This is a genomic window from Paraburkholderia fungorum (assembly GCF_902833645.1).
GTDB classification, from domain to species: domain Bacteria; phylum Pseudomonadota; class Gammaproteobacteria; order Burkholderiales; family Burkholderiaceae; genus Paraburkholderia; species Paraburkholderia fungorum.
The window spans coordinates 476,565-502,748 of the sequence record NZ_CADFGE010000004.1; the positions used below are offsets into that span (position 1 = coordinate 476,565).

Sequence of the window (26,184 nt, forward strand, 5' to 3'; positions counted from 1 at the left end):
CGCCGGCGCCCGGCGATGGCCTTTTCACTACAGCTTCAGAAATCATACGTTGCGGTTACGCACATGTTCTGGCGACAGCACGGTCGGCAACGCTTTAGGCAGCGTGGTCGGCCAATCGCGGCTGAAATGCAGGCCGCGGCTCTCACGTCGCGAGCGAGCGCCCTCAACAATCAACGACGCCACGTCGACCAGGTTGCGCAGCTCAAGCAAATCGCGGCTCACCTTGAAATTCGCGTAGTACTCGTGGATCTCGTCGCGCAGCAGTGCAAGCCGATGTTTGGCTCGCATGAGCCGCTTGTCCGTGCGCACGATGCCCACATAGTTCCACATCAGGCGGCGCAACTCATCCCAGTTGTGCGCGACCACCACTTCTTCGTCCGGATCGGACACGCGGCTTTCATCCCAGTCCGGCAGCGGCGCGTGGACAGCGGCGCTGAAGCCTTCTTCCTCGATAGCCTGCGCGGCGGAACGTCCGATCACGAGGCATTCGAGCAGGGAATTGCTGGCAAGTCGGTTCGCGCCGTGCAGGCCGGTGCAGGACGTTTCACCCACTGCGTAGAGACCTGCGAGATCAGTGCGGCCAGCCAGATCGGTCACGACACCGCCGCACGTGTAGTGCGCGGCGGGCACAACCGGAATCGGCTCCTTGGTGATGTCGATGCCGAATTCGAGGCAGCGGGCCAGAATTGTCGGGAAGTGTTCGCGCAGGAATTCGGGCGATTGATGGCTGATGTCGAGATACACGCAATCAATGCCGCGTTTCTTTATCTCGAAGTCGATCGCACGCGCGACGATGTCGCGCGGCGCGAGTTCGGCGCGTTCGTCGTGGTTAGGCATGAAGCGCGTGCCGTCGGGCAGCTTCAGGATGCCGCCTTCGCCGCGCACTGCTTCCGAGATCAGGAAGGACTTTGCATAGGGATGGAACAGGCAGGTGGGATGGAACTGGATGAACTCCATGTTCGACACGCGGCAGCCGGCGCGCCAGGCCATTGCGATACCGTCGCCGGTCGCGGTGTCGGGGTTGGTGGTGTACAGATAGACCTTGCCGGCGCCGCCGGTGGCGAGCACGGTATGCGGCGCTTCGATGGTCACGGTGCGGCCGCTTTGCAGATCGAGTGCATACAAACCGTGGCAGCGACGTCCAGGCAACCCGAGACGGTCGGACGTGATCAGGTCGATCGCGTAGTGGTCTTCGAGCAACGTGATGTTGGGATGGCGGCGCACCCGCTCGCTGAGCGTGGCGACTACGGCATGACCCGTTGCATCCGCGGCGTGAATGATCCGGCGATGGCTGTGGCCGCCTTCGCGTGTCAGGTGAAAGCCAAGTTCGGCGGCGTCGTCTTTGGTGAATGGCACGCCTTGTTCGATCAGCCATTCGATTGCGGCGCGCCCATGTTCGACGATAAAGCGGGTTGCCGCCTCGTCGCACAAACCACCCCCGGCGATCAGTGTGTCACTCACGTGGTTTTCGATGCTGTCTGCGGAATCCAATACGGCGGCGATCCCGCCTTGCGCCCAATCGCTTGCGCCTTCGGTCATCGATCGCTTGGCGACCACCGCAACCCGACGGGTCTGCGCAAGATTGAGCGCGACGCTCAAACCTGCCAGACCGCTACCGACAATCGCTACATCGAATTCCATCGCCCGCATCTCCGCTCTCGTTTTTGCCATGACAGCATGCCTTTCGCATGCCGCTAAAACGAGAAAGGATACGCGCCGCAGCGAATGAGGGAAAGCTGGCCGAACGGGATAAGACTGTCCTGGTGGGTATTGGGCAGTTAAATAGCGTGAAAGCGGGACATGGAAAACAAAAAAGCCCCGCATGAATGCGAGGCTTTTTTGCAAATCTGTTTGCCTTCGTCAGGCAGGAGCCAAGATTTATTTAATCTTGGTTTCCTTGTACTCAACGTGCTTACGGACGACCGGATCAAATTTCTTGATCAGCATCTTTTCCGGCATGTTGCGTTTGTTCTTCGTCGTCGTGTAGAAGTGACCCGTGCCTGCGGTCGATTCCAGCTTGATCTTGTCGCGTGCGCCTTTCGCCATGATTTACTCCTTAGGCTTCACCGCGTGCGCGCAGATCTGCGAGCACAGCGTCGATACCGTTCTTGTCGATCAGGCGCAGGCCGGCGTTCGAAACGCGCAGACGCACCCAACGGTTTTCGCTTTCCACCCAAATACGGCGGTTTTGCAGGTTCGGCAGGAACCGGCGCTTGGTTTTGTTGTTCGCGTGGGAAACGTTGTTGCCGCTCATCGGCGCTTTCCCAGTTACTTGGCATACGCGTGCCATGAGAGCACTCCTAATACGCTAATTCTGAGTTCGAACGCCGTGAAAGTTTCCCGAAAAGAGCCGCGCTTGAGAGTTTATGGAAACTCGAGGCACGTTTCCTTTCCGGAACGCCTTGGTGGCTTCGGAACAGGGGGTTGGAAATAGGCAAACCGGAATTCTAGCAGAAAAAAAGCCGCAAAATCAAACCTTATTTGCGATGCCGAACACGGCGAGAGGTCGCCGCGGCCCAGGTTCAGGCCATTTCAGGGCCAGCCTGCATGGGCAAACGAGTAGGTAGTGTCGGCGCCAATTACCAGATGATCGATCAACCGCACGTCGATCAGCGCAAGCGCGTCGCGCAGCGTATGCGTCAGGCGGCAGTCGCTCGCACTCGGCTGGACGGCGCCGGAAGGGTGATTATGCGCGACGATCAGGCTGGCGGCATTCAGACTCAACGCGCGCCGGACGATCTCGCGCGGGTAGACCGCCATGCGCGTCAGCGTGCCGCGTGCGCTTTCTTCGCAACGGATCAGCCGATGCCGGGCGTCGAGAAAGAGCGACACGAAGACCTCTTGCGCCTTGCCGCCTATATAGAGGCGCAGATAGTCCTTCACGGCCTCAGGCGAGTTCATCAGCACACGGTCACGCATTTTATCGACCAGCGAGCGCCGCGCCATCTCCATGATGGCGAGCAACTGCGCCTTTTTGGCCGGCCCGATGCCGCGCAGGCCGTCGAAGTCCGAATAGGTCGCGTCGAGCATGGCGCGCAGCGAGCCGAAGCGGTCGAGCAGGGTGCGCGCGACATTGAATACATCGTGGCCGGGCAGGCCTGAGCCGAGCACGAGCACGATCATTTCGGTGTCGGATAGCACGCCCGGTCCTTGCTCGATCAGCCGTTCGCGCGGCATGTCGTGTTTAAGCCATTTGCCGCGTACGAGCCGCTGGGGTGCGGATTTGCCGATGTTCGCCGCGGCCTTGGCGATGCGAGCGCCAGGACCGGCGGCGGTACTGGTGGCGCTATCAACTGCGGCGCAAGCGCGCGGTGACGCCCGCGCCGGCGCCGCGCCGGTGGGCGCGGCGGGCTCCGGCAGGCTTGCCTCGGATGGCGCTTTGTCTATCGTGCAGGCGTAATCAGCCATATCAGGTACACATCCTCCAGTTCGCTTCGGGGGCGGCGCGCGGTGCCCGGCCGCGCCGCGATGCGTGCGACGGACCCAAGCCGCCGCCCGCTATGTGGCTTACAATAGGCGCTTTGCGCACGGCACCCCGACGGTTTGCCACACGCGTCGACTGCGCCCGCGGCGCACGCGTGCAGCGCGCTTCGACTGAGCGAGCATTGCATGAGCATCATCGACATTTCCGAAGTGAAACCCGGTTCACATGTGACGCTTCACTACCGGCTTTCCCTTGCCGATGGCGCCGAAGTCATCAATACGTTTACCGACAGGCCGGCCACGCTGCTGCTCGGTGCGGGTCAACTGGCGCCGCCGCTGGAACATATTCTGCTGGGTTTGAAGGTGGGCCACCACTCGACCTTTCAGCTAACGCCGGAGCAGGCATTCGGCCCGCGCAATCCGGAGCTGATCCAGCGGGTCTCACTGGCCACGCTGCGTGAAAACAGCATGATCGGCGAGGATTTTTCGCCGGGTGATCTGGTCGAATTCAACGCGCCGGGCGGCGGCCGCTATGCCGGCGTCCTGAAAGAAGTGGGCGAAACGTCGGCGCTGTTCGATTTCAACCATCCGCTTGCCGGCCAGACGCTGGCGTTTGAAGTGAAAATCATCGGGATTCTGTAAACATGAGCATCACGGATACGACTCTTGCCGAAGCCGAAATCCTGCTGGCGCAACCGCGCGGGTTCTGTGCCGGCGTCGATCGGGCCATTGAGATCGTTGAGCGGGCCATCAAGTTGCACGGCTCGCCGATCTACGTGCGCCACGAAATTGTCCATAACGCCTATGTCGTCGAGGATTTGCGCAAGAAGGGCGCGATTTTCATCGAACAACTGGAAGAGGTGCCGGCCGGCAATACCGTCATTTTCAGCGCGCATGGCGTGTCGAAAGCGGTGCGCTCGGAAGCCGAATCGCGCGGCCTGCGCGTGTACGACGCCACTTGTCCGCTCGTCACCAAGGTGCACATTGAAGTCGCGAAAATGCGCCAGGACGGCTTCGATATCGTGATGATCGGCCACAAGGGTCACCCGGAAGTCGAGGGCACGATGGGGCAGGCGGGCGAGGGCATGCATCTGGTGGAAGACATCAAGGATGTGCAGGCGCTGCAACTGGCCGACCCCGAGCGGATCGCGTTCGTGACGCAAACCACCCTGTCGGTCGACGATGCGGCTGAGATCATCGGTGCCCTGAAGTCGAAGTACCCGGCGATCCGTGAACCGAAGAAGCAGGACATCTGCTACGCCACGCAGAACCGTCAGGACGCGGTCAAGTTCATGGCGCCGCAATGCGACGTGGTGATCGTAGTCGGCAGCCCGAATAGTTCGAATTCGAACCGCTTGCGCGAACTGGCCGAAAAGCTCGGCGTGCCGTCTTATATGGTGGACTCGCCGGATCAGATCGATCCGGTCTGGGTCGAAGGCAAGCGCCGGATCGGCGTGACGGCGGGCGCTTCGGCGCCGGAAGCACTGGCACAAGCGGTGATTGGCCGTTTGCATGAGCTCGGTGTGCGCAACGTGCGCGCACTTGAAGGTATCGAAGAAAACATCGCGTTTCCGCTGCCGCGCGGGCTGGGTTTGCCTGCCTGACGATTAGCCGACGTTTCTGAAAGCAAGGCGCGCCCAAGGGCGCGCTTTTTTTTCGTCCGCAGATTCATGAGGTGTTGGAAATAAAGTGCCAGAACACTGGTCCGAGCCTTTTTACGTGTGTTTCCACACGAATTCTTTTGAGCTGCGATTTGGCATTTAATCGTTTTTCGACCGATGTGACCCCGTTTAAATCCAGCGAAACGCGTTGCGGCGATTTTTGACGCACTAAAATAGTGCGTGTATCCCGGTATCAATGGAAACGTAATACTTAACGCGAACCACCGTGTAACCGGGGATCGGGCCAATTCGCTGCAACACTTGATGCCATTGGGCGCGACGGTGGTGCAACTGGTGCACGAAAATTAGTCGCAACCTAGTTGCGCCTGTCGCTGGTTTTCTCTCTCAAAATAAGGTTGCAATGCAGGAAAACCCCACCGTTTCAACAATATTGCGCGTCGCATAATTGGAGTTACAATGCGCGCGTTCTCAAGGCCTCCGGGTCCCGAACAACGGATTTTGCAAGGCGCGGGAGACCTACTTAATGCGAGTCAAATTTGCTTACACCGTGTCCATCGTGACCGCGGTTGCGATGTTGACCGCGTGCGGCAAGAAGCAGGATGGTGAGGTTGGAGCCGGTGCATCGGCTGCCACGGTGGCAGCGGCCCCGGCAAGCGAAGCGATTGTCGTGAAGATCGGTCATGCGGCCCCATTAACGGGTCCCATTGCGCATCTCGGTAAAGACAATGAAAACGGTGCGCGTCTGGCAGTCGAGGAAATCAACACGCAGGGTTTAACGATCGACGGTCACAAGATCCAGTTGGAGCTCGACGCCGAGGATGATGCGGCCGACCCGAAAACGGGAACGGCGGTCGCCGAGAAGCTCGTTGAGGATCACGTCGTCGCCGTGGTCGGGCATCTGAATTCAGGCGTCTCGATTCCGGCCTCGAAGATCTATAGCGACGCCGGCATCGTGCAGATCTCGCCGTCGTCGACCAACCCGGGATATACGCAGCAAGGTTTCAAGACGACTTATCGGGTGGTCGCGACCGATGCCCAGCAGGGGCCGGCGCTGGCCAACTACGCGACGAAGGTGCTCGGCGCGAAACGCATCGCGATCGTCGACGACTCGACCGTATACGGTAAGGGACTGGCCGACGAGTTCGCAAAGACGGTACAGGCGAGCGGCGCGAAGGTCGTCGCGCGTGAAGCCACGAATGACAGGGCTACGGAGTTTCAGGCCGTCCTTAGAAAGATCAGGCGTGTTCAGCCGGACGTGATCATGTTCGGCGGAATGGACGCGACGGGCGGGCCGTTCGCCAAACAGGCGGCGGCGCTCGGTATCAGGGCAAAAATCCTTGGCGGCGACGGCGTGTGTACCGACAAGGTGGGTGAGCTGGCGGGAACCGCCGTGCAAAACCTGGTCTGTTCGGAAGCGGGACTCGCGCTTTCCAAAATGGACAAGGGAGCGGACTTCGAAAAGAAGTACGTGGACCGCTTCCACACGCCGGTGCAGATTTACGCACCGTTCACGTATGACGCTGTGTACGTGATTGTCGATGCAATGAAGCGCGCTAATTCGATCGAGGCGCCCAAGGTGCTGGCTGCGATGCCGTCCACCGATTACAACGGGGTAATCGGCCACATCGCGTTCGACGACAAGGGTGATTTGAAAGAGGGCGCCATTACGCTTTACGACTTCAAGGACGGCAAGAAAGCGGTTCTCGACGTCGTGAAGATGTGATGACGGGACGTACAGCCTGACGGCACCGAAACCACCCAACGGTGCCGTTTTTGCATCCGCCATCGGCAAGTGAGCGACTGCATCACAGTCGCAAGACGAACCGGGCGGCGGATAACCCTTACCGGTCTTTTACATCAGTACCCGCAGTGCCGTTGAGATTGGCGTACCGCATCACCGCCCACCGGCTGATGAAGAACGCGAATCCAGTCGCACGGGCTAAGGAGCATTAAATGGATATCTTCATCCAGCAGGTCCTCAACGGGCTGGTGCTTGGCAGCGTTTACGCCATCATCGCACTGGGCTATACGATGGTTTACGGCATCTTAGGCATCATCAACTTCGCGCATGGCGATGTGTTGATGGTGGGCGCGATGGTCGCGCTCTCAGCCATAGGCGTGCTGCAGAACCACTTCCCCGGCCTCGGCAATGTGCCGACGCTATGCATTGCGCTGGTCATCGCCGCGGTTGTGTGTGCTGTCGTCGGCTACACGATCGAGCGCGTGGCCTACCGGCCGTTGCGTAAAGCGCCGCGCCTCGCCCCGCTGATCACCGCGATCGGCGTGTCGATCCTGCTGCAAACCCTCGCGATGATGATCTGGTCGCGCAACCCGCTGCCGTTCCCGCAGCTGTTGCCTACTGACCCGATCAACGTGATCAAGGCCACGGATACGACGCCGGGCGCCGTGATCTCGATGACCGAAATCGTGATCATCGTGGTGGCGTTCCTCGTGATGGGCGGTCTGCTGCTGCTGGTTCACAAGACCAAGCTGGGCCGCGCGATGCGTGCAATCGCCGAGAACCCGGGCGTTGCCAGCCTGATGGGCGTGAACCCGAACTTCGTGATTTCGGCGACCTTCATGATCGGCTCGGCGCTGGCCGCGCTCGCCGGCGTGATGATCGCGTCCGAATACGGTAACGCACACTTCTATATGGGCTTCATCCCAGGGCTGAAGGCCTTTACCGCGGCGGTGCTGGGCGGGATCGGCAATCTCGGCGGGGCGATGGTGGGCGGCGTGCTGCTCGGCCTGATCGAACAGTTGGGGGCCGGTTATATCGGCAATCTCACGGGCGGTGTCTTCGGCAGTAACTATCAGGACGTGTTCGCATTCATCGTGCTGATCATCGTGCTGGTGTTCCGTCCGTCGGGCCTGTTGGGCGAACGTGTTGCGGATCGAGCATAAGGAGTAGACAGACATGACCTCAATTCAACCGATCGAGCCGTCCACGACGCTCATCCCCGAAAAGAACATGACGAAGACGTTGACCGTCGGCATCCTTACTGCGGTCTTCGTGATCGCGGCGCCGATGATCATCGGCGCGGCCGGCGGCAACTACTGGGTCCGCGTGCTCGACTTCGCGATGCTGTACGTGATGCTGGCGCTAGGCCTCAATGTGGTGGTCGGCTTTGCTGGCCTGCTGGATTTGGGCTACATCGCGTTCTACGCAATCGGCGCTTACGTTGCCGCGTTGCTGAGCTCGCCGCACCTGACCTCGCAGTTCGAGTGGATCGCGCATATGTTCCCGAACGGCCTGCATACGCCGATCTGGGTCATCGTGCCGATTGCCATGGCGCTCGCGGCGACTTTCGGCGTGCTGCTCGGCGCACCGACCTTGCGTCTGCGCGGCGACTACCTCGCGATCGTGACCCTGGGCTTCGGGGAAATCGTGCGGATCTTCATGAACAACCTCGACCGTCCGGTGAACATCACCAATGGTCCGAAGGGGATCACGGGGATCGATCCGGTGTCGGTGGGCGGCTTCAGTCTCGCGCAAACCCACTCGCTGTTCGGCTTCCAGTTCCCGTCGGTGTACTCGTACTACTACCTGTTCGTGCTCTGCTCGCTGTTCGTGATCTGGACCTGTACGCGTTTGCAGCACTCGCGGATCGGCCGTGCATGGGCCGCAATCCGTGAAGACGAAATCGCCGCCAAGGCAATGGGCATCAACACCCGTAACGTGAAGCTGCTGGCTTTCGCGATGGGCGCGTCGTTCGGCGGCCTGTCGGGCGCGATGTTCGGGTCGTTCCAGGGCTTCGTGTCGCCGGAATCGTTCACGTTCTGGGAATCGGTCGTGGTGCTGGCGTGCGTGGTGCTGGGCGGTATGGGCCACATTCCGGGCGTGATTCTCGGCGCGGTGCTGCTTGCCGTGTTCCCGGAATTCCTGCGCTCGACCATGGGTCCGCTGCAGAACGCGATCTTCGGCCATGAAATCGTCGATACCGAAGTGATCCGTCAGTTGCTGTACGGCCTCGCGATGGTCGTGATCATGCTGTATCGCTCGGAAGGCTTGTGGCCGTCGCCGAAGCACGAAGACAAGATTGCGAAACTGGCGAAGCGCGCCGGCAAGAAACCGGTGCGGGCGTAAGGACGCGGAGAAAAAATATGAGCGACAACATTCGACTGTCCGTCAAAGGCGTCAACAAGCGTTTCGGCGGTTTGCAGGCACTTTCCGACGTGGGGCTCGAGATCAAGTCGGGCCAGATTTACGGGCTGATCGGCCCGAACGGCGCCGGCAAGACAACCTTCTTCAATGTGATCACGGGGCTGTACACGCCGGATTCGGGCGAGTTCAGGCTCGACGGCACCGAATACACGCCGACCGCCGTCTATCAGGTGGCGAAGGCGGGGATTGCGCGTACGTTCCAGAACATCCGTCTGTTCGGCGGCATGACCGCGCTGGAAAACGTGATGGTCGGCCGTCACGTGCGCACCAAGCACGGTCTGATCGGCGCGGTGTTGCAGACGCCGGCCGAGCGTCGCGAAGAGCGCGAGATCAAGGAACGCGCAATCGAGCTGCTGGAGTACGTCGGCATTGCGCAGTACGCGGACTACACGTCGCGCAATCTGTCGTACGGCCACCAGCGCCGTCTGGAAATCGCCCGCGCGCTGGCAACGGATCCAAAGCTGCTCGCACTGGATGAACCGGCTGCCGGCATGAACGCCACGGAAAAGGTCGAGCTGACCAAGCTGCTCGACAAGATCCGCGCGGACGGCAAGACGATTCTGCTGATCGAACACGACGTGAAACTGGTGATGGGTCTGTGCAACCAGATGACGGTGCTCGACTACGGCAAGGTGATTGCGCAAGGACTGCCGTCGGACGTGCAGAAGGATCCGAAAGTGATCGAAGCTTATCTGGGTGCGGGGGTCCACTAATGGCTACGGCAATGTTGAAAATCAAGGGCCTGCAAGTCAATTACGGCGGCATTCAGGCAGTTAAGGGCATCGATCTCGAAGTCGCGCAGGGCGAACTGGTCACGTTGATCGGCGCGAACGGCGCGGGCAAGACCACGACGATGAAGGCGATCACGGGTCTGAAGCCGTACTCGGCAGGCGATATCGAGTACATGGGCCAGTCGATCAAGGGCATCCCGGCGCACGAGCTGCTCAAACGCGGTCTGGCGATGGTGCCGGAAGGCCGCGGCATCTTCTCGCGCATGTCGATCGTCGAGAACATGCAGATGGGGGCTTATCTGCGCAGCGACACGGACGGCATCAAGGCAGACGTCGATCGCATGTTCGGCTTCTTCCCGCGCCTGAAGGAACGGGCCGCGCAATACGCGGGTACGCTTTCGGGCGGCGAACAGCAGATGCTGGCGATGGCGCGCGCGATCATCAGCAAGCCTAAGCTGTTGTTGCTGGATGAACCGTCGATGGGTCTGTCGCCGATCATGGTCGAGAAAATCTTCGAAGTGGTGCGGGCGATCTCGGCCGAAGGCATGACTGTGCTGCTGGTCGAGCAGAACGCGCGTCTCGCGTTGCAGGCTGCGAACCGTGGCTACGTGATGGACTCGGGTCTCGTCACGATGTCCGGCGACGCGAAGCAGATGCTGGATGATCCGAAGGTGCGGGCAGCTTATCTGGGTGAATGAGCTGGGTAAATGAGTTGGGTGAATAACCCGGACCAGATTTGCTTTAGCCGTTAAAAAAGGCCGCCTGCGCGATTGAAGCGCAGGCGGCCTTTCTCTTTTCAGGCGCTTGTCCGACGCTCAGGCAGCCGGCGTCTCCGCCAGTTCGCCGAGGCGTTTGCCGAGACTGATGACGGCATCCGCGCGATAACCGAGCGCTTCATAAAACGCCCGCACGTCGGCCTTTGCGGACAGCACCTGCAAGTTCAGCTTCGGGCAGCCACGTTCGGTCAACGCGTTCTCGACATGCGCGACCAGCCTCGTGCCGATGCCATGACGTCGCAACGATTCATCCACCGCGAGCGAATACAGCCAGCCCCGGTGCCCGTCGTAGCCGCCCATCACTGTGCCGACGATACGCTCGCCGAACACCGCGACAAAGAACAGCTCCGGTTGCGTCGCCAGCTTGTTGGCGATCGACAAATGCGGGTTGCGCTGCGGCCTCGTCACGTCCCGGTACTCGGGGAATGCTTGCTGCCACAGCGCGACCACGGCGTCGGTGTCGCTCGCTTCGAAGCGGCGAATCGAGAGGGCTGCGGTCGTCGTCATACGCGCTTTTCCGTGTGATTACAGCGTGTCGAGAATCGAACGCAGCATCGCCATCATCTGGTCGATCTCTTCGTTCGTGACGTTCAGCGCCGGCATGAAGCGCAGCAGGTTCGGCCGCGCCGCATTCAGCAGCAGGCCGTCCGGCTGCATCAAACGTGCTTTCTCGACGATCTGATTGCCGATGTCCTTGCCGAGCAGCAGCGCGCGCAGCAGACCCTCGCCGCGTTCGCCTTCGAAGCCGCGTTCTTCCGACAGTTCGAGCAGCTTCGCGCGCAGATATTCGCCGCGCGCGCGCACGCCTTCGAGGAAACCCGGCGCGGTAAGCTGCGAAATCACCGAGTAGCCGACCGCGGTCATCAGCGGATTGCCGTTGTACGTGCCGCCCTGGTCGCCCGCTTCGAACACGGCGATTTCAGCCTTCGAGAGCAGCGCCGCGAGCGGCACGCCGCCGCCGATACCCTTGCCGAGCGTCATGATGTCCGGTTCGATACCCGACAGTTCGTACGCGAACAGCGTGCCGGCGCGGCCGCAACCGCTTTGCACTTCGTCGACGATCAGCAGCAGGTTGTGCTGTTTGGTCAGCGCGCGCAGTTGCTGCATGAACTCGCGGGTGGCGGGAATCACGCCGCCTTCACCCTGAATCGGCTCGAGCATCACCGCGACGGTCTTCGCATTGATGAGCTTTTCAACCGATGCGATGTCGTTCAGATCCGCCTTCGGGAAACCCGGCACTTGCGGTGCGTAGATCGTGTCCCAGCCCGGTTTGCCGCTGGCGGACATGGTGGCGAGCGTGCGGCCATGGAAGCTGTGATCGAACGTGATGATTTCGAACGCGCCGTCCTTGAACTTCTTGCCCCACTTGCGCGCGAGCTTGATTGCACCTTCGTTGGCTTCGGCGCCGCTGTTCGCGAAGAACACCTTGTCGAAACAGCTGTGCTGCGTGAGCAGACCCGCGAGTTTCGCCATCGGTTCGTTGTAAAAGGCCGGCGACGGATTCAGCAACAGTTGCGCCTGCTTGTTCAGCGCTTCGATCATGCACTCGTTGCAGTGGCCGAGGCTGTTGACCGCCCAACCCTGGATGAAGTCCAGATATCGCTTGCCGTTATTGTCATAGAGCCACGAGCCCTTGCCGTGCGTGAAAACGATTTCGGGCCGGTTCGTGATGTACATCAGCGACTCGATCGGGTACTCATTGAAATTCATGACGGCAGGCTCCAGACAGCGGGGTGAAAGTTAGTGAGCGGTTTGGCCACACAATGAAACACGGGCCGGGGAAAGCAAAAAAAGCAAACAAAAAAGCCACGGCATGCCGTGGCTTTCATGATTCGAACTGCTTGCGCCCTTGTGCGGCGCGAATCCGTGACGAAGCCGGCGGCGTCCCTAAGGGAGCGGCGAGCGGCGACGTCGAAGTTCGGATTGAATGCGGTTCATGCGCGAAAGAATACGACAAGGAAAGCGCCGGTGTAAACCATGAATTTGCACAAATTCGCGTCAACGCGAATTCAGGCAAGTCTGCCAGCGTGCCTGTTTCGTTTTGATGAATGGGTCGAAAGGCGTGCAGTCAACCCATTCACAGCCTCAAACCGCGTTCGCCAGATCCGCTGCACTCGTGAAGGAATCCGCGTAGAACTCGTCTTCCGGCAGACCGTGATGCTGGGTGAAATCGCGCTGCGCCGACTCGACCATCACCGGCGCGCCGCACGCGTACACCTGATACGGCGACAGGTCGGGCAGATCCTCGATCACCGCGCGATGCACGAAGCCGACACGGCCCGTCCACGCGTCGCTTGCGTCGGGTTCCGACAGCACCGGCACGAACTTGAAGTTCGGAATCTCGCGAGCCCATTGCTCGGCGAGATCGAGCAGGTACAGGTCTTTCTTGCGGCGTGCGCCCCAATAAAGCGTCATGGGCCGGTCCAGATTCTTGAACACCGCATGTTCGACAATCGCCTTCAGCGGCGCGAAGCCCGTGCCCGAGGCGAGCAGCACGATCGGCTTGTCCGAGTCTTCACGCAGGAAGAAGGTGCCGAGCGGCGCTTCGAAGCGCAGAATGTCGCGCTCCTTCATCGCACTGAAGACGTGATCGGTGAACGCGCCGCCGGGCATGTGACGGATGTGCAATTCGATCGGGCCTTCCGTGTGCGGCGCGCTCGCCATCGAATAGCTGCGGCGCTTGCCGTCCTTAAGAATGAACTCGAGGTATTGGCCGGCCAGATACTGCAGACGTTCGTTGGCGGGCAATTGCAGCTTCAGCACGACGACGTCGTCGGCCTTGCGCTCGATGGCGTTCACGCGGCACGGCAGTTTCTTGACCTGCACGTCGCCCACGCCGGCCACTTCGCGGATATCCACTTCGAGATCGGAGCATGCGGTCGCGCAGCAGAGGAGCGCCATGCCGCGCGTTCTTTCGTCGTTCGACAAGGCCGACGACGAATGCTGACGCTGTTCGATCTGACCGCTGATCACGGTGCCTTTGCATGAGCCGCAGGCGCCGTTCTTGCAGCCGTACGGCAGGCCGATGCCTTGTCGCAGCGCTGCTATCAGGACCGGTTCGTCCTGTTCTACCTGAAACTGCCGGCCGCTTTGCCGGAGCGTGACGTTAAATGCCATAGAGTGAGTATTCGAAATCGAGGAGTCGGTAATCGTTATCGGAGCCGCCGGTTCAACTGTGCGGTACCTGCCGCGCTTGACGGCTACAATGCATCCACCATGAAAGCGACACGAAATTTACGCCGGCCGCGCGTATTGATAGTTGGCTGCGGCGATGTCGGCATGCGTTGCGTGCCCTTGTTACGGCCGCGCGCGCATGTCTTCGCGCTCACCAGTCACGCCGAGCGCAGCGCCGAATTGCGCGCTGCCGGGGCCACGCCGCTGCTCGGCGATCTCGACGTGCGCCGCAGCCTGAAACGGCTTGCCGGGCTCGCGCCGACGGTGCTGCATCTCGCGCCGCCGCAAAAAACTGGCGACGACGACCGCCGTACCCGTGCGTTGCTCGCTACGCTGAGCGCGCGCCGCGATCGGGCGCTGCGTGCCGCGCGCGGCGCGGTGGCGCCGGTGGGGCGGTTACGCCGCGGGTTGCGCAGCATGCATGCCTCGTGGGCTGAATCTGAAACAGCCAATATTGTACCCGACAGGGTGCGCTGGGCTGCCGCTCTGCAAGCGCCGGTGAAGTTGGTGTACGCGAGCACGACGGGGGTCTATGGCGATTGTGGCGGCGCGTGGATCGACGAGACGCGCACGGCGCGGCCGGCCAATGCGCGTGCCAAACGTCGCGTGTCGGCCGAGCGGCAATTGCGGCGCGCCACCGCACGCGGCGTGGTCGCTGCCAGCGTGGCGCGGATTCCGGGCATCTACGCAAGCAACCGTCTGCCGCTCGCGCGGCTGGAAAAGCGCACGCCCGCCCTGATCGACGCCGACGACGTCTACACCAACCATATCCATGCCGACGACCTCGCCGCGATCCTCGTGCGCCTCGCCACGCACGGGCGGCCGGGGCGCGTGATTCACGCATCGGACGATACGTCGCTGAAAATGGGGGAATACTTCGATGTGGTGGCCGATGCGTTCGGCCTCGAACACGCGCCGCGCATCACGCGCGCGCAGGCGGAGCAGCAGATCGAACCGACCTTGCTGTCCTTTATGCGTGAATCGAGGCGCCTCGTGAACCGGCGCCTCAAAACGGAATTGCGCGTGCGCTTGCGCTATCCGAGCGTCGAAGACTTTCTGCGCGCGGCTTCGTAGGCATGGCGGGCCTGCCTTCGCGGGCTTACGTCAGCGCCGGCAACGCCTCCAGCAACAGGAAGCACAGCATGGCGCCGATCAGCGCGCCGATCAGGTTCGGATGATATTTATGCCGCAGCCGCATCATGACCAGCAGTCCGCCGATCAGAACCAGGCCGAGGCACACGAAAGCGATCATCATATTCGTGACCGGGATGGTGTCGTGAGTGACCATGGCGCGCCCTCCTTGAACCCTTTGTAGTCGTTGTTTAAACGAGTATAGGGCGAGTTGTAAGGAAGAACATGCTGCGCCGCAGCGAGCCATCGGGATTCAGCGAACCCGTGTGCGGGCGCGCACACGATTCTCCTGATGCATCAAGGCCTTAAAAGGGTCCTACCGGTTTACCCGCTCCGTAGAGATCCGAGGTCGGTTTCATCGAGCCATTGCCACCCGCCTGGTGCGAGTGTCGCGGGCAAGCTGAGTCCGCCGATCCGCTCGCGATGCAGTGCCTCGCAGCGGTTGCCGGCCGCCGCGATCATCCGCTTGACCTGGTGATACTTGCCTTCCATCACGGTGAGGGCCAGCGCGTGCTCGCCGCGTGCGTGGGCGTCGACGGCGGCGATCGGTTTGGGCTCGCCGTGCAGCAGGACACCGTTGCGCAACGCGCCCAACTGGGTGTCGTCGATAGGGTGCCGGGTGGTTGCGATGTACAGCTTCGGCACTTTGCGTTTCGGCGACGTGAACATGTGAACGAACTTGCCGTCGTCGGAGAGCAGCAGGAGGCCGGTGGTGTCCTGATCGAGACGGCCGACGCATTGCACGCCACGTTCGGCGAACTGCGGCGGCAGCAGGCTGAACACGCTCAGATGATGCTGCGGATCGCGCGAACATTCATAGCCGGCGGGCTTGTTCAGCAGCAGATAGGCGTGCTCGCGATACGGCCAGACCACGCCGTCCACGCTGAAGCAGAACGTGCCGTCGTCGGTGGGGAAATCGGTGTCGGCATCGGCGCACACTGAGCCGCCGATACTCACGCGGCCGTCGCCGATCAATGCCCGGCATTGGCGGCGCGAGCCGAAACCTTGAGTGAAGAGGATGCTTTCGAGATTCATGGCGAGCGAAGAATAACACCGCAAGAAGCGGAGCGCCGCGTAGCGACATAGCGGCGACGATGGTCTCCCAACGTTCCAGCGCAGGAGTTCATCGATGTCCGTCACGTCATCTTCGCCGTCGTCATCCGCGATCCGTTTGCCGGCCGCATTCCAGCGGCTTGCATGGTCGAATCTGGTCGCGCAATCCGCCGAGCAGATCAGCCTCGCGGCCGCGCCGCTCGTCGCCGTGTTCGCACTGGGCGCCGGCGCGCGCGAGACCGGCCTGTTGCAAACCGCGCAGACGCTGCCGTTCCTGTTGTTGTCGATTCCGCTCGGCGTATGGGCCGACCGCCGCTCGCGCCGTACGTTGATGACGCTCGCGGAAAGCGTACGCGTGGTCGCGATGTTGTGCGTGCTGCTGCTGGTAATGACGCACGCGCTGAGCTTGCCGCTGCTTGCCGCGCTCGGCTTCATTGCCGCGACCGGCACGGTGGCGTACAACGTCGCGGCGCCTTCGCTGGTGCCCTCGATCGTGCCGCGCGAGGCGTACGCCCAGGCGAACGGCCGGCTCGAACTGGCGCGCAGCGTCGCATATTCGGCGGGCCCGGCGCTTGGCGGGCTGCTGGTCGGCTGGATCGGCGCGGGCTGGGCGTATGGCTGCGCGGCCGGGCTATCTGCGCTGGCCGTCGCGCTCCTTGCGGGCTTGCGCGAACCGCCGCGAGCAAGCGCTTCTCAACGGCACTTCCTGCTCGAACTGCGCGACGGTACGCGCTTCGTTTTGCACGACGCGCTGCTGCGCCCCATGCTGGCCACCGCGATCTTCTTTAATCTCGGCTTCTTCGTGTTGCAAGCGGTGTATGTGCCGTATGCCGTGCATCGCCTTGGATTGAGCGCGTCGATGGTCGGCGTGACGCTCGGCGCGTACGGCGTCGGCATGGTGTGCGGCGCGCTCGCCGCGCCCGCCATCGCGCGACGTCTCGCGTTTGGACGCGTGCTGATCATCGGGCCTTCATGTGGTTTGCTCGCCTCGCTGGTGATGGTGGCGACGATCGTCGCGCCGTCGTTCTGGCTGGCGATGCTGAGCTTCTTCCTGCTCGGCGCCGGACCGATTCTGTGGGTGGTCGGCTCGACCACGCTGCGCCAGGCGATCACGCCAGAGCGGATGATGGGCCGCGTCTCCGCGATTAACAGCACGGCAACCTACGGCGCACGGCCGCTGGGCGCGCTGCTCGGTGCGGCGATCAGCGCGCGGTGGGGAATGGATGCCTGTCTGGTCGCGGCTGCGGCGGCGTTCGTCGTGCAGGCGCTGATCATCGTGATGTCGCCGGCGGCGCGGCTCGCGAACATTCCAGAAGGCGCCGCGGTCGCGCCATGAAAACTGGTTTTCATGGCGTAAGCGGATGTTCACGAACACGCACGCGGCTCTCCGTGAAAACCCTCGAAAATGAAAATGAATTTTTTTCTGTGCGATTTCTATGTAAATATACTTTCATTCATTTTGATTACAGTCGCCGCGTCGCAGCGGTTGGCTCGCTCGCATGATTCATCACTCGTCCGCTGCTTCCAACCATGCCGAACAGGCGATCGCTTCACGCATCGCCGCAGCGATGCCGACGCTTACGCCAATCCATCGGCGCATGGGCGAGTACGTGCTGGCGAATCTGTTCCGCGCGGCGACGATGCGAATCGACGAACTGGCGAGCGTGGTCGGTGCATCGGTGGCGACGGCGAATCGCTTCGCTCGCGCGCTCGGCTTCGACGGCTATCCGCAGTTTCGCGAAGCGCTGGTACGCGGCTTCGAAGCGACGCTTGCACCCGTCGAACGGCTGCGTAGCGCGCAGGAATCGCTCGCCTCCGGCGACGCTCTGCTCGATGCATTGCTCGAACAGGCGGCGGCCAATCTTCATTCCACCCGCACCGCAATCGATAGCGCCGCCGCCGAAGCAGCGGTTGAAGCGATCATCGCCGCGCGCCGGGTATTCGTGCTCGGCTACGGGGCCAGCGCGTTTCTCGCCGGTTTGATGGAACACGGCCTGATGCCGTATCACGACAACGTGCAGTCGCTCGCATTGATCGGCGGACCGTCGCATGCCGCACGGCGCCTGTTCACTGCGGACAGCGCCGATCTGGTGATCGGCATTGCGTTTCCGCGTTATGTCGACGACACCATCGAACTCGCCCGGCGAGCGGCAAGTCGCGGCGCACGCGTGCTTGCGCTTACCGATAGTCCGCGCTCACCGCTCGCGCAATTTGCCGATCTCAAGCTCTACATCCGTTCTGAACGGCGGCTCGCGGCCAATGCCGATTCCGCTGTGCTGGCCGTGATCGAAGCACTCTGCGACGCGGTTGCTTATCGCGCCCAGCGCTCGGTCAAAGCCGCAGCGGGTGTCAGCGAATTTGTATTGCCCTGGCTGACCGATCCGCAAGCCGAGCCTTCCAGCGTGGCCGAGAACCCCGCGCGACCTTCTACCCGTACCACCCGCACTACGAAAGCCAAGAAATGAACTCCAACGCAGTCATTGCCATTCACGGCGGGGCAGGCACGATCCTGCGCGCGTCCATGTCGGCCAGCGCCGAAGCCGACTACCACGCCGCCTTGCATGCCGTACTGAGCGCGGGTCAGCGCGTGCTCGCCGACGGCGGCAGCGCGCTCGACGCTGTCAGCGAAGCCGTACGCCTGCTCGAAGATTGCCCGCTCTTCAACGCGGGCCGCGGCGCGGTCTACACGGCAGCCGGCACGCATGAGCTCGACGCGGCCATCATGGACGGCAGCACACTCGACGCGGGCGCGATCTGCTGCGTGACGCGCATACGCAATCCGATTCTGGCGGCGCGCCGCGTACTCGAACGCAGTGAACACGTTCTGTTCACCGGCGCCGGCGCGGAAGCTTTCGCAGCCGCGCAAGGACTCGAATTCGTCGAGCCCGAGTATTTCCATACCGAAGCCCGTTATCGCCAATGGCAACTCGCACGCGGTCAGCAGCGCGCCATGCTCGATCACGACGGCGCGACGCTGGCCTCGAATAATGACGATCCCACGCCGCATGAGCCGATCGATCCGAATCGCAAGTTCGGCACGGTGGGGGCGGTCGCGCTCGATCAGCATGGCCACGTGGCGGCTGCCACCTCGACAGGCGGCGTCACCAACAAGCAGGTCGGCCGGGTCGGCGATACGCCGCTGATCGGCGCGGGCTGCTATGCGGACGACGCTACCTGCGCAGTGTCGACCACCGGCTCCGGCGAGATGTTCATGCGCATGGTTGCCGCGTACGACGTCGCGGCGCAGATGGCGTACCGCAACGTCTCGCTTGAAGAGGCGGCGCACGACGTGGTGATGACCCGCCTGCCGAAAATCGACGGACGCGGCGGTCTGGTCGCCGTCGATGCGCGCGGCAACGTCACGCTGCCGTTCAATACCGAGGGCATGTATCGCGGCTTCGCGCGAATCGGCGAGACGCCGGTGACGGCGATCTATCGCTAACGCTGTTGCTGTTGCCGTTCCGTTGCACTCCCGTTTGAGTTCTTTGCCTGAGCCACCGTTAGCCGCGTTCGAAACAAAAGGAACCATCGTGCCGACTTCATCGCACACCGCCCGTCCGCTTATCGAAACCTTGCCGCCGCAACGCGTGCTTGCGGTCGACGATCTGTCGGTCGCATTTCGCAGCGGCGAGAAGACCTTCAACGCGGTGCGTAATCTCTCGCTGACGGTCGAGCGTGGCGAGACGCTGGCGATCGTCGGCGAGTCGGGTTCGGGAAAATCGGTGACATCGCTTGCATTGATGCGGCTGATCGAGCATGGCGGTGGGCGCCTTGCCGGCGGCAGCATCGCCTTCCGGCGCCGCGACGGCAGCGTGCTCGACCTTGCGAAAGCATCGTCCGGCACGATGCGCTCGATTCGCGGCGCCGACATCGCGATGATCTTCCAGGAGCCGATGACCTCGCTCAATCCGGTGTTCACGGTCGGCGATCAGATCAGCGAAGCGATTGCCTTGCATCAGGGCAAGAGCCGTTCGGCCGCGCACGCCGAAACGCTGCGCCTGCTCGAACTCGTCCGGATTCCGGAAGCACGCCGGGTGGCGGCACGTTTTCCGCATCAACTATCGGGTGGTATGCGCCAGCGCGTGATGATCGCGATGGCGCTGTCGTGCAAGCCCGCCTTGCTGATTGCCGACGAACCCACCACCGCGCTCGACGTCACGATTCAGGCGCAGATTCTGCAATTGATTCGCGGCTTGCAGGACGAGATGAACATGGGCGTGATCTTCATCACGCACGACATGGGTGTGGTGGCTGAGGTGGCCGATCGCGTGCTGGTGATGTATCGCGGCGAGAAAGTGGAAGAGGGGGCATCGGACACGCTGTTCGCCGTGCCTTCTCATCCTTATACGAAGGCATTGCTCGCCGCGGTTCCGCGACTGGGCGCGATGGAGGGCACCGATCAGCCCGCCAGGTTCCCGATTCTGACCATCGAGCAGGCGGCGCTGAATGGCACCGATGGAGCCGTGCGTCCGGCTGCGGCTGTCGCCGAAGAATCGCAACCGGTGATCCACGACAGCACGCCGCCGATTCTGCGCGTGCGCGATCTGGTCACGCGCTTTCCGGTCAAGAGCGGCATGTTCGGACGCCTGACGGGCCGCGTGCATGCGGTCGAGAAAGTCAGCTTCGATCTGCGCCCCGGCGAGACGCTCGCGCTGGTCGGCGAGTCGGGTTGCGGTAAATCGACTACAGGCCGTTCATTGCTGCGCCTGGTCGAAAGCCAGAGCGGTTCGATCGAATTCAATGGCAAGGAAATCAGTTCGTTGACCGGCCCGGCGTTGCAAGCGCTGCGCCGCGATATCCAGTTCATTTTCCAGGACCCGTTCGCTTCGCTGAATCCGCGCCTGACGGTCGGCTTCTCGATCATGGAGCCGCTGCTTGTGCATGGCGTGGCTCAAGGCGAAGAAGCGCAGGCGCGCGTTGCCTGGCTGCTCGACAAGGTCGGCTTGCCGCGCGAAGCCGCGCGCCGCTATCCGCACGAGTTTTCGGGTGGGCAACGGCAACGCATTGCGATTGCGCGCGCGCTGGCATTGAACCCGAAGGTCGTGATCGCCGACGAGTCCGTGTCCGCGCTGGACGTCTCCGTGCAGGCGCAGATCGTCAACCTGATGCTCGATCTGCAACGCGAACTCGGCGTCGCGTATCTGTTCATTTCGCATGACATGGCGGTAGTGGAGCGCGTCAGCCATCGCGTGGCGGTGATGTATCTCGGCCAGATCGTCGAGATCGGTCCGCGCCGCGCGGTGTTCGAAGCGCCGCAGCATCCGTATACGAAGAAGCTGATGGGCGCGGTGCCGGTTGCCGACCCGGCGCGCCGTCACGCGAAACGCATGCTTGCCGCCGACGAGATTCCGAGCCCGATTCGTGCACTGGACGATGAACCGGTCGTGGCGCCGCTAGTGGCGGTGGGACCGGATCATTTCGTGGCGCAGCATCGGGTCGGCGGCGCTTACTAGGCCTGAACGAGAAACCCGAACGCAGTACCAGACCTGAACCGAAGCAATTTTCTCTCGCAGCACATAACCCTGTTTCATTTCGCAGCCTGGAGCAACCTCATGAACCTGCTGGTCCCGTCTTCTCCGTTTCGTTTGCGCGCGCTGGTCAGCGGCGGCGCGATGGTGTTCGCGATGCTCGCGGGCAATGCGGCGCACGCCGATACCACGGCCGTGATGGCCGTTGCGTCGACCTTCACGACGCTCGATCCGTACGACGCGAACGACACGCTCTCGCAAGCCGTCGCCAAGTCGTTCTATCAAGGCCTGTTCGGTTTCGACAAGGACATGAAGCTGGTCAACGTGCTGGCCGACAGCTACGAAGCGAGTCCGGATGCGACGGTCTACACGTTCAAGCTGCGCCACGGCGTGAAGTTCCAGGACGGCACCGACTTCAATGCGGCTGCCGTCAAAGCGAACTTCGACCGCGTGACCGATCCGGCGAACAAGCTCAAGCGCTACAACATGTTCAACCGGATCGAGAAAACCGAAGTGATCGATCCGTACACGGTGAAGATCACGCTGAAGGCGCCGTTCTCCGCGTTCGTCAACGTGCTGGCGCATCCGTCGGCGGTGATGATTTCGCCTGATGCGCTGAAGAAATACGGCAAGGACATCGCGTTTCATCCGGTGGGCACGGGTCCGTTCGAGTTCGTGAAGTGGGACCCGGCGGGCGACCTGACGGTGAAGAAGTTCGCTGGTTACTGGAAGAAGGGTTATCCGAAGATCGATGCGATCGACTGGAAGCCGGTGGTCGACAACAACACGCGCGCCGCGTTGATGCGCACCGGCGAAGCGGATTTCGCGTTTCAGGTGCCGTTCGAGCAGGCCGCGCAATTGCAGTCCAGCCCGAAGGTTGATCTGATCGCGTCGCCGTCGATCATCCAGCGTTATATCAGCCTGAACGTCAACCAGAAGCCGTTCGACAATCCGAAGGTGCGTGAAGCGCTGAACTATGCGGTCAACAAGGACGCGCTGACCAAGGTCGCGTTTGCCGGTTACGCAACGCCGGCCGACGGCGTGGTGCCGCAAGGCGTGGACTACGCGGTGAAGCTCGGCCCATGGCCGTACGATCCGGCCAAGGCGCGCGAACTGCTGAAGGAAGCAGGCTATCCGAACGGTTTCGAAACGACGCTGTGGTCTGCCTATAACTACTCGACCGCACAGAAGGTGATTCAGTTCGTGCAGCAGCAACTGGCGCAAGTTGGCATCAAGGCGCAGGTCGAAGCACTTGAAGCAGGCCAACGCGTCGCGAAGGTGGAAAGCGCGCAGGACCCGGCAACCGCGCCGGTGCGGATGTACTACGCCGGCTGGTCGTCGTCGACGGGCGAAGCGGACTGGGCGATTACGCCGCTGCTCGGCTCGGTCTCGTTCCCGCCGAAGATGGTCAACACCGCGTACTACAAGAACGATACGGTCGACAGCGACCTGAAGCAGGCGCTCGAAACGACCGACCGCACCAAAAAGGCCGCGCTCTACACCGATGCGCAAAAACGTATCTGGGCCGATGCCCCGTGGATTTTCCTCGTCAAGGAGAAGGTGGTGTACGCGCGCAGCAAGCGTCTGTCTGGTGCGTATGTCGCGCCGGACGGCTCGTTCAATTTCGACGAGATCGCGATCAAGTGATGGGTTGACCGCCCGGCGTTGCGTGTTCCAGACACACACGCGGCCCGGGCGGCTGCTTTTCGACGAATCTTCGTTGCCTGCCTCATTGCCGGATTGGTTTCATGCTGAACTTCCTCGTCAAACGTATCTTTGGCCTCCTGCCGACGCTCTTTATCGTCGCCGTGCTGGTGTTCCTGTTCGTGCATCTGCTGCCCGGCGATCCTGCGCGTCTCGCGGCAGGTCCCGAAGCGGACGAAGCAACCGTCGCACTGGTGCGTGCCGATCTTGGCCTCGATAAACCGATGCCGGAGCAATTCGTCAACTTCTTCGTGAAGATCGCTCACGGGGACTTCGGCACGTCCACGCGCAGCAAGCGGCCGGTCAGCCAGGAAATCGGCGAGCGTTTCATGCCGACGCTGCTGCTCACGCTCGCGAGCATGGTGTGGGCGGTGGTGCTCGGTATGGGCATTGGCATCGTCTCGGCGGTGTGGCGCAATCGCTGGCCGGACCGGCTCGGCATGACGCTCGCGGTGTCGGGTATTTCGTTTCCCGCGTTCGCGCTCGGCATGCTGCTGATGGAAATCTTTTCGGTGAAGCTCGGCTGGCTGCCTATCGTCGGCGACGGTTCCTGGCAGAGCTACGTACTGCCCTCGCTCACGCTTGGCGCGGCCGTGGCGGCGGTGATGGCGCGCTTCACACGGGCTTCGTTCGTCGAAGTGATGAATGAAGATTTCGTGCGCACCGCACGCGCCAAGGGCGTGCCCGAACGGCTTGTGATCGTCAAACACTGCCTACGTAACGCAATGATTCCTGTCGTTACGATGATGGGGCTGCAGTTCGGCTTTTTGCTGGGCGGCTCAATCGTGGTCGAAGTGGTGTTCAACTGGCCAGGGCTCGGACGTCTGCTGGTGGATGCCGTGGCCATGCGCGACTATCCGGTGATTCAGGCTGAAGTGCTGTTGTTCTCGCTTGAATTCATCATCATCAACCTGGTTGTCGACGTGCTGTACGCCGTCATCAACCCGACTATCCGTTTCAAGTGAGGCCCGCATGAGCATCTCAGCTACCGAGGCGAATGCGGCCAAAGCCGCTCTTGTAGAAAGCGCGATCCGCACGCCGTGGAGTGAATTCTGGCGCAAATTCCGTAAGCAGCATGTGGCGCTCGCCGCCGGCATTTTCGTGCTGCTGCTGATCGTGGTCGCGATCGTCGCGCCGCATATCGTGCCGTACGATCCGGAAAATTTCTTCGACTACGACGCGTTGAACGCAGGGCCGTCAGCCGCGCACTGGTTCGGCGTCGATTCGCTGGGCCGCGATATTTTCAGCCGCATTCTGGCGGGTTCACGCATCTCGCTCGCGGCCGGTTTTCTGTCGGTGGCGATCGGCGCGGTGATCGGCACGTTTTTCGGTTTGCTGGCCGGTTACTACGAAGGCTGGTGGGACCGCATCACCATGCGCGTCGCCGATGTGCTGTTCGCGTTTCCCGGCATTCTGCTGGCGATCGGCGTGGTCGCGATTCTCGGCAACGGCATGATCAATGTGATCTGCGCGGTGGCGATTTTCAGCATCCCGGCGTTTGCGCGGCTCGTGCGCGGCAACACGCTGATGCTCAAGCAACTTACGTATATCGAAGCAGCGCGCAGCATCGGCGCATCGGACTGGACCATCATCGTGCGGCATATTCTGCCGGGGACGATTTCGTCGATCGTGGTGTACTTCACGATGCGCATCGGTACCTCGATCATCACGGCGGCGAGCTTGTCGTTTCTCGGACTCGGCGCGCAACCGCCGACGCCGGAGTGGGGCGCGATGCTCAACGAGGCGCGCGCCGATATGGTGACCGCGCCGCATATCGCGCTGTTTCCGAGCCTGGCGATTTTTCTCACCGTGCTGGCTTTCAATCTGCTCGGCGACGGTTTGCGCGATGCGCTCGATCCGAAGCTCGACCGCCCATGAGTTCGACTGAAGTTTCACGCGCGGGCGCGCCGCATATCGGTGTGCTGCAGCGCGGCCCGCTGGGATCGATTGCCGACGTGAAGGGTGTGACGGTCGGGCATTGCACGCTCGATGACGGAGCGGTGCAAACCGGCGTCACCGTGATTCGCCCGCACCCCGGCGATCCGTTTCTCGCGAAGGTGCCCGCGGCTGCTTCCGTGATCAACGGTTTTGGCAAAAGCATCGGACTCGTGCAGGTTGAAGAACTTGGCGTGCTGGAGACGCCGATTGCGTTGACCAATACCTTCGGCGTTGCCGCGCTCGCGCAAGCGCAGATTCGCGCTGCCATTCATGCCAATCCGCAAATCGGCCGCGAATGGTCGACTGTCAATCCGCTGGTGTTCGAATGCAATGACGGATACCTGAACGATATTCAGGCTTTGGCGGTAAGCGAGCAGCATTACAACGACGCCTATGAGGCGGCGACCACGGACGTCGCAAGCGGTTCGGTCGGCGCGGGCCGCGGCATGTCGTGCTTCGACCTGAAAGGCGGAATCGGCAACGCGTCGCGGATCGTCGACGTTGCAGGTCAGCGTTATACGGTCGGCGCGCTGGTGTTGGCGAACTTCGGCCGCCTGCCGATGTTGACGATCGACGGTGCGCCGCTTGGCCGCATACTCGCCGAACGCGCAACCCGAGCCGCCTCGAAACCCGAGCAAGGCTCGATCATCATGATCGTCGCCACCGACGCGCCGCTCGACGCCCGCCAGCTCAGGCGTCTGTCATTGCGCGCCGCAGCGGGACTTGCCCGAACCGGTTCGGTATATGGCCACGGCAGCGGCGATATTGCGCTGGCGTTTTCAACGGCCTACACCGTGCCGCACGAATCCGATTTCGTCGCGTTGCCGCCCATGCTTGCCGATGCACGCCTCGATCCGCTATTCCGCGCCTGCGCGGACAGCGTCGAGCAGGCGATCGTCGATGCGCTATGGTGCGCGACTTCGGTCACGGGGCGCGACGGCCATCGTCGCCTGTCGCTGCACGACACTGCCCCGGACCTTGCTCAACTCCTCAACTGAA

General features: G+C 62.1%; 26 protein-coding genes. 17 read left to right on the forward strand and 9 right to left on the reverse strand.

Annotation, left to right across the window (positions count from 1 at the left end):
• Positions 1-42: 42 nt before the first annotated feature.
• The 4 genes from nadB to radC form a co-directional block, all read right to left on the reverse strand.
• Complete coding sequence (gene nadB, locus HWX91_RS16645; protein WP_028197889.1) at positions 43-1,641, reverse strand: L-aspartate oxidase; 1,599 nt, start codon at positions 1,639-1,641, stop codon at positions 43-45.
• Between the two features lie 237 nt (positions 1,642-1,878).
• On the reverse strand, positions 1,879-2,046 hold the full coding sequence (rpmG, locus tag HWX91_RS16650; protein WP_007180630.1) for a 50S ribosomal protein L33: 168 nt from the start codon (positions 2,044-2,046) through the stop codon (positions 1,879-1,881).
• A gap of 10 nt (positions 2,047-2,056) precedes the next feature.
• Positions 2,057-2,290 (reverse strand): 50S ribosomal protein L28, encoded by a 234-nt coding sequence (gene rpmB / locus HWX91_RS16655; RefSeq protein WP_007180631.1) that lies wholly within the window; start codon positions 2,288-2,290, stop codon positions 2,057-2,059.
• Between the two features lie 242 nt (positions 2,291-2,532).
• On the reverse strand, positions 2,533-3,408 hold the full coding sequence (radC, locus tag HWX91_RS16660; protein WP_028197888.1) for a RadC family protein: 876 nt from the start codon (positions 3,406-3,408) through the stop codon (positions 2,533-2,535).
• A gap of 201 nt (positions 3,409-3,609) precedes the next feature.
• Here radC and HWX91_RS16665 point away from each other — a divergent pair, with 201 nt between their 5' ends.
• The 7 genes from HWX91_RS16665 (at position 3,610) to HWX91_RS16695 (ending at position 10,639) form a co-directional block, all read left to right on the forward strand.
• Positions 3,610-4,065 carry an FKBP-type peptidyl-prolyl cis-trans isomerase gene (locus HWX91_RS16665; RefSeq protein WP_028197887.1) on the forward strand — a complete coding sequence of 152 codons (456 nt, stop codon included), beginning with the start codon at positions 3,610-3,612 and terminating at the stop codon, positions 4,063-4,065.
• Between the two features lie 2 nt (positions 4,066-4,067).
• Entirely contained in the window at positions 4,068-5,027 is a 960-nt protein-coding gene (ispH, locus tag HWX91_RS16670; RefSeq protein ID WP_028197886.1) for a 4-hydroxy-3-methylbut-2-enyl diphosphate reductase, read from the forward strand.
• 541 nt (positions 5,028-5,568) lie between these two features.
• Complete coding sequence (locus HWX91_RS16675) at positions 5,569-6,768, forward strand: branched-chain amino acid ABC transporter substrate-binding protein (protein ID WP_028197885.1); 1,200 nt, start codon at positions 5,569-5,571, stop codon at positions 6,766-6,768.
• Between the two features lie 230 nt (positions 6,769-6,998).
• Positions 6,999-7,949 (forward strand): branched-chain amino acid ABC transporter permease, encoded by a 951-nt coding sequence (locus HWX91_RS16680; protein ID WP_028197884.1) that lies wholly within the window; start codon positions 6,999-7,001, stop codon positions 7,947-7,949.
• Between the two features lie 13 nt (positions 7,950-7,962).
• Positions 7,963-9,132: an ABC transporter permease subunit gene (locus HWX91_RS16685; protein ID WP_028197883.1), complete on the forward strand. Its 1,170-nt coding sequence runs from the start codon at positions 7,963-7,965 to the stop codon at positions 9,130-9,132.
• Positions 9,133-9,149: 17 nt separating this feature from the next.
• The gene (locus HWX91_RS16690) at positions 9,150-9,923 is read left to right on the forward strand and encodes an ABC transporter ATP-binding protein (RefSeq protein WP_028197882.1); all 774 of its coding nucleotides are present in this window, start codon (positions 9,150-9,152) and stop codon (positions 9,921-9,923) included.
• Positions 9,923-10,639, forward strand: coding sequence for an ABC transporter ATP-binding protein (locus HWX91_RS16695; protein ID WP_028197881.1), 717 nt, complete (start codon positions 9,923-9,925; stop codon positions 10,637-10,639). The genes HWX91_RS16690 and HWX91_RS16695 overlap by 1 nt, the downstream gene beginning before the upstream one ends.
• Positions 10,640-10,756: 117 nt before the next feature.
• Here HWX91_RS16695 and HWX91_RS16700 read toward each other — a convergent pair whose 3' ends face one another.
• The gene (locus tag HWX91_RS16700) at positions 10,757-11,224 is read right to left on the reverse strand and encodes a GNAT family acetyltransferase (RefSeq protein ID WP_028197880.1); all 468 of its coding nucleotides are present in this window, start codon (positions 11,222-11,224) and stop codon (positions 10,757-10,759) included.
• 18 nt (positions 11,225-11,242) lie between these two features.
• Positions 11,243-12,427 carry an acetylornithine transaminase gene (locus HWX91_RS16705; RefSeq protein WP_028197879.1) on the reverse strand — a complete coding sequence of 395 codons (1,185 nt, stop codon included), beginning with the start codon at positions 12,425-12,427 and terminating at the stop codon, positions 11,243-11,245.
• Between the two features lie 23 nt (positions 12,428-12,450).
• Between HWX91_RS16705 and HWX91_RS16710 the strand changes: the two genes are divergently transcribed.
• Complete coding sequence (locus HWX91_RS16710) at positions 12,451-12,762, forward strand: hypothetical protein (protein ID WP_127837944.1); 312 nt, start codon at positions 12,451-12,453, stop codon at positions 12,760-12,762.
• Between the two features lie 40 nt (positions 12,763-12,802).
• Here HWX91_RS16710 and HWX91_RS16715 read toward each other — a convergent pair whose 3' ends face one another.
• On the reverse strand, positions 12,803-13,834 hold the full coding sequence (locus HWX91_RS16715; RefSeq protein ID WP_028197878.1) for a CDP-6-deoxy-delta-3,4-glucoseen reductase: 1,032 nt from the start codon (positions 13,832-13,834) through the stop codon (positions 12,803-12,805).
• 99 nt (positions 13,835-13,933) lie between these two features.
• On the opposite strand from HWX91_RS16715, the gene HWX91_RS16720 reads away from it, so the two are divergent.
• Positions 13,934-14,965, forward strand: a complete 1,032-nt coding sequence (locus HWX91_RS16720) for an NAD-dependent epimerase/dehydratase family protein (RefSeq protein WP_028197877.1) — start codon at positions 13,934-13,936, stop codon at positions 14,963-14,965.
• Between the two features lie 25 nt (positions 14,966-14,990).
• On the opposite strand, the gene HWX91_RS16725 is transcribed toward HWX91_RS16720, so the two are convergent.
• On the reverse strand, positions 14,991-15,179 hold the full coding sequence (locus tag HWX91_RS16725; RefSeq protein ID WP_028197876.1) for a hypothetical protein: 189 nt from the start codon (positions 15,177-15,179) through the stop codon (positions 14,991-14,993).
• A 167-nt stretch (positions 15,180-15,346) separates the two neighbouring features.
• Positions 15,347-16,057 (reverse strand): pseudouridine synthase, encoded by a 711-nt coding sequence (locus HWX91_RS16730; RefSeq protein ID WP_028197875.1) that lies wholly within the window; start codon positions 16,055-16,057, stop codon positions 15,347-15,349.
• 94 nt (positions 16,058-16,151) lie between these two features.
• Here HWX91_RS16730 and HWX91_RS16735 point away from each other — a divergent pair, with 94 nt between their 5' ends.
• The 8 genes from HWX91_RS16735 to HWX91_RS16770 all read left to right on the forward strand — a co-directional run bounded on the left by HWX91_RS16735 (position 16,152) and on the right by HWX91_RS16770 (position 26,183).
• Positions 16,152-17,411: an MFS transporter gene (locus HWX91_RS16735; protein ID WP_028197874.1), complete on the forward strand. Its 1,260-nt coding sequence runs from the start codon at positions 16,152-16,154 to the stop codon at positions 17,409-17,411.
• Between the two features lie 163 nt (positions 17,412-17,574).
• A complete protein-coding gene (locus HWX91_RS16740; RefSeq protein WP_028197873.1) occupies positions 17,575-18,540 on the forward strand; it encodes a MurR/RpiR family transcriptional regulator in 966 nt (321 codons plus the stop codon).
• Positions 18,537-19,517 (forward strand): isoaspartyl peptidase/L-asparaginase family protein, encoded by a 981-nt coding sequence (locus HWX91_RS16745; RefSeq protein WP_028197872.1) that lies wholly within the window; start codon positions 18,537-18,539, stop codon positions 19,515-19,517. Before HWX91_RS16740 ends, HWX91_RS16745 begins: the two co-directional genes overlap by 4 nt.
• A gap of 88 nt (positions 19,518-19,605) precedes the next feature.
• Positions 19,606-21,528, forward strand: coding sequence for a dipeptide ABC transporter ATP-binding protein (locus tag HWX91_RS16750; RefSeq protein WP_028197871.1), 1,923 nt, complete (start codon positions 19,606-19,608; stop codon positions 21,526-21,528).
• 99 nt (positions 21,529-21,627) lie between these two features.
• Positions 21,628-23,190, forward strand: a complete 1,563-nt coding sequence (gsiB, locus tag HWX91_RS16755; RefSeq protein WP_028197870.1) for a glutathione ABC transporter substrate-binding protein GsiB — start codon at positions 21,628-21,630, stop codon at positions 23,188-23,190.
• Positions 23,191-23,291: 101 nt separating this feature from the next.
• Positions 23,292-24,212, forward strand: a complete 921-nt coding sequence (gene gsiC / locus HWX91_RS16760) for a glutathione ABC transporter permease GsiC (RefSeq protein WP_028197869.1) — start codon at positions 23,292-23,294, stop codon at positions 24,210-24,212.
• A gap of 7 nt (positions 24,213-24,219) precedes the next feature.
• Positions 24,220-25,125, forward strand: coding sequence for a glutathione ABC transporter permease GsiD (gene gsiD, locus HWX91_RS16765; protein WP_035519911.1), 906 nt, complete (start codon positions 24,220-24,222; stop codon positions 25,123-25,125).
• On the forward strand, positions 25,122-26,183 hold the full coding sequence (locus HWX91_RS16770) for a DmpA family aminopeptidase (RefSeq protein ID WP_028197867.1): 1,062 nt from the start codon (positions 25,122-25,124) through the stop codon (positions 26,181-26,183). Before gsiD ends, HWX91_RS16770 begins: the two co-directional genes overlap by 4 nt.
• Position 26,184 lies beyond the last annotated feature (1 nt).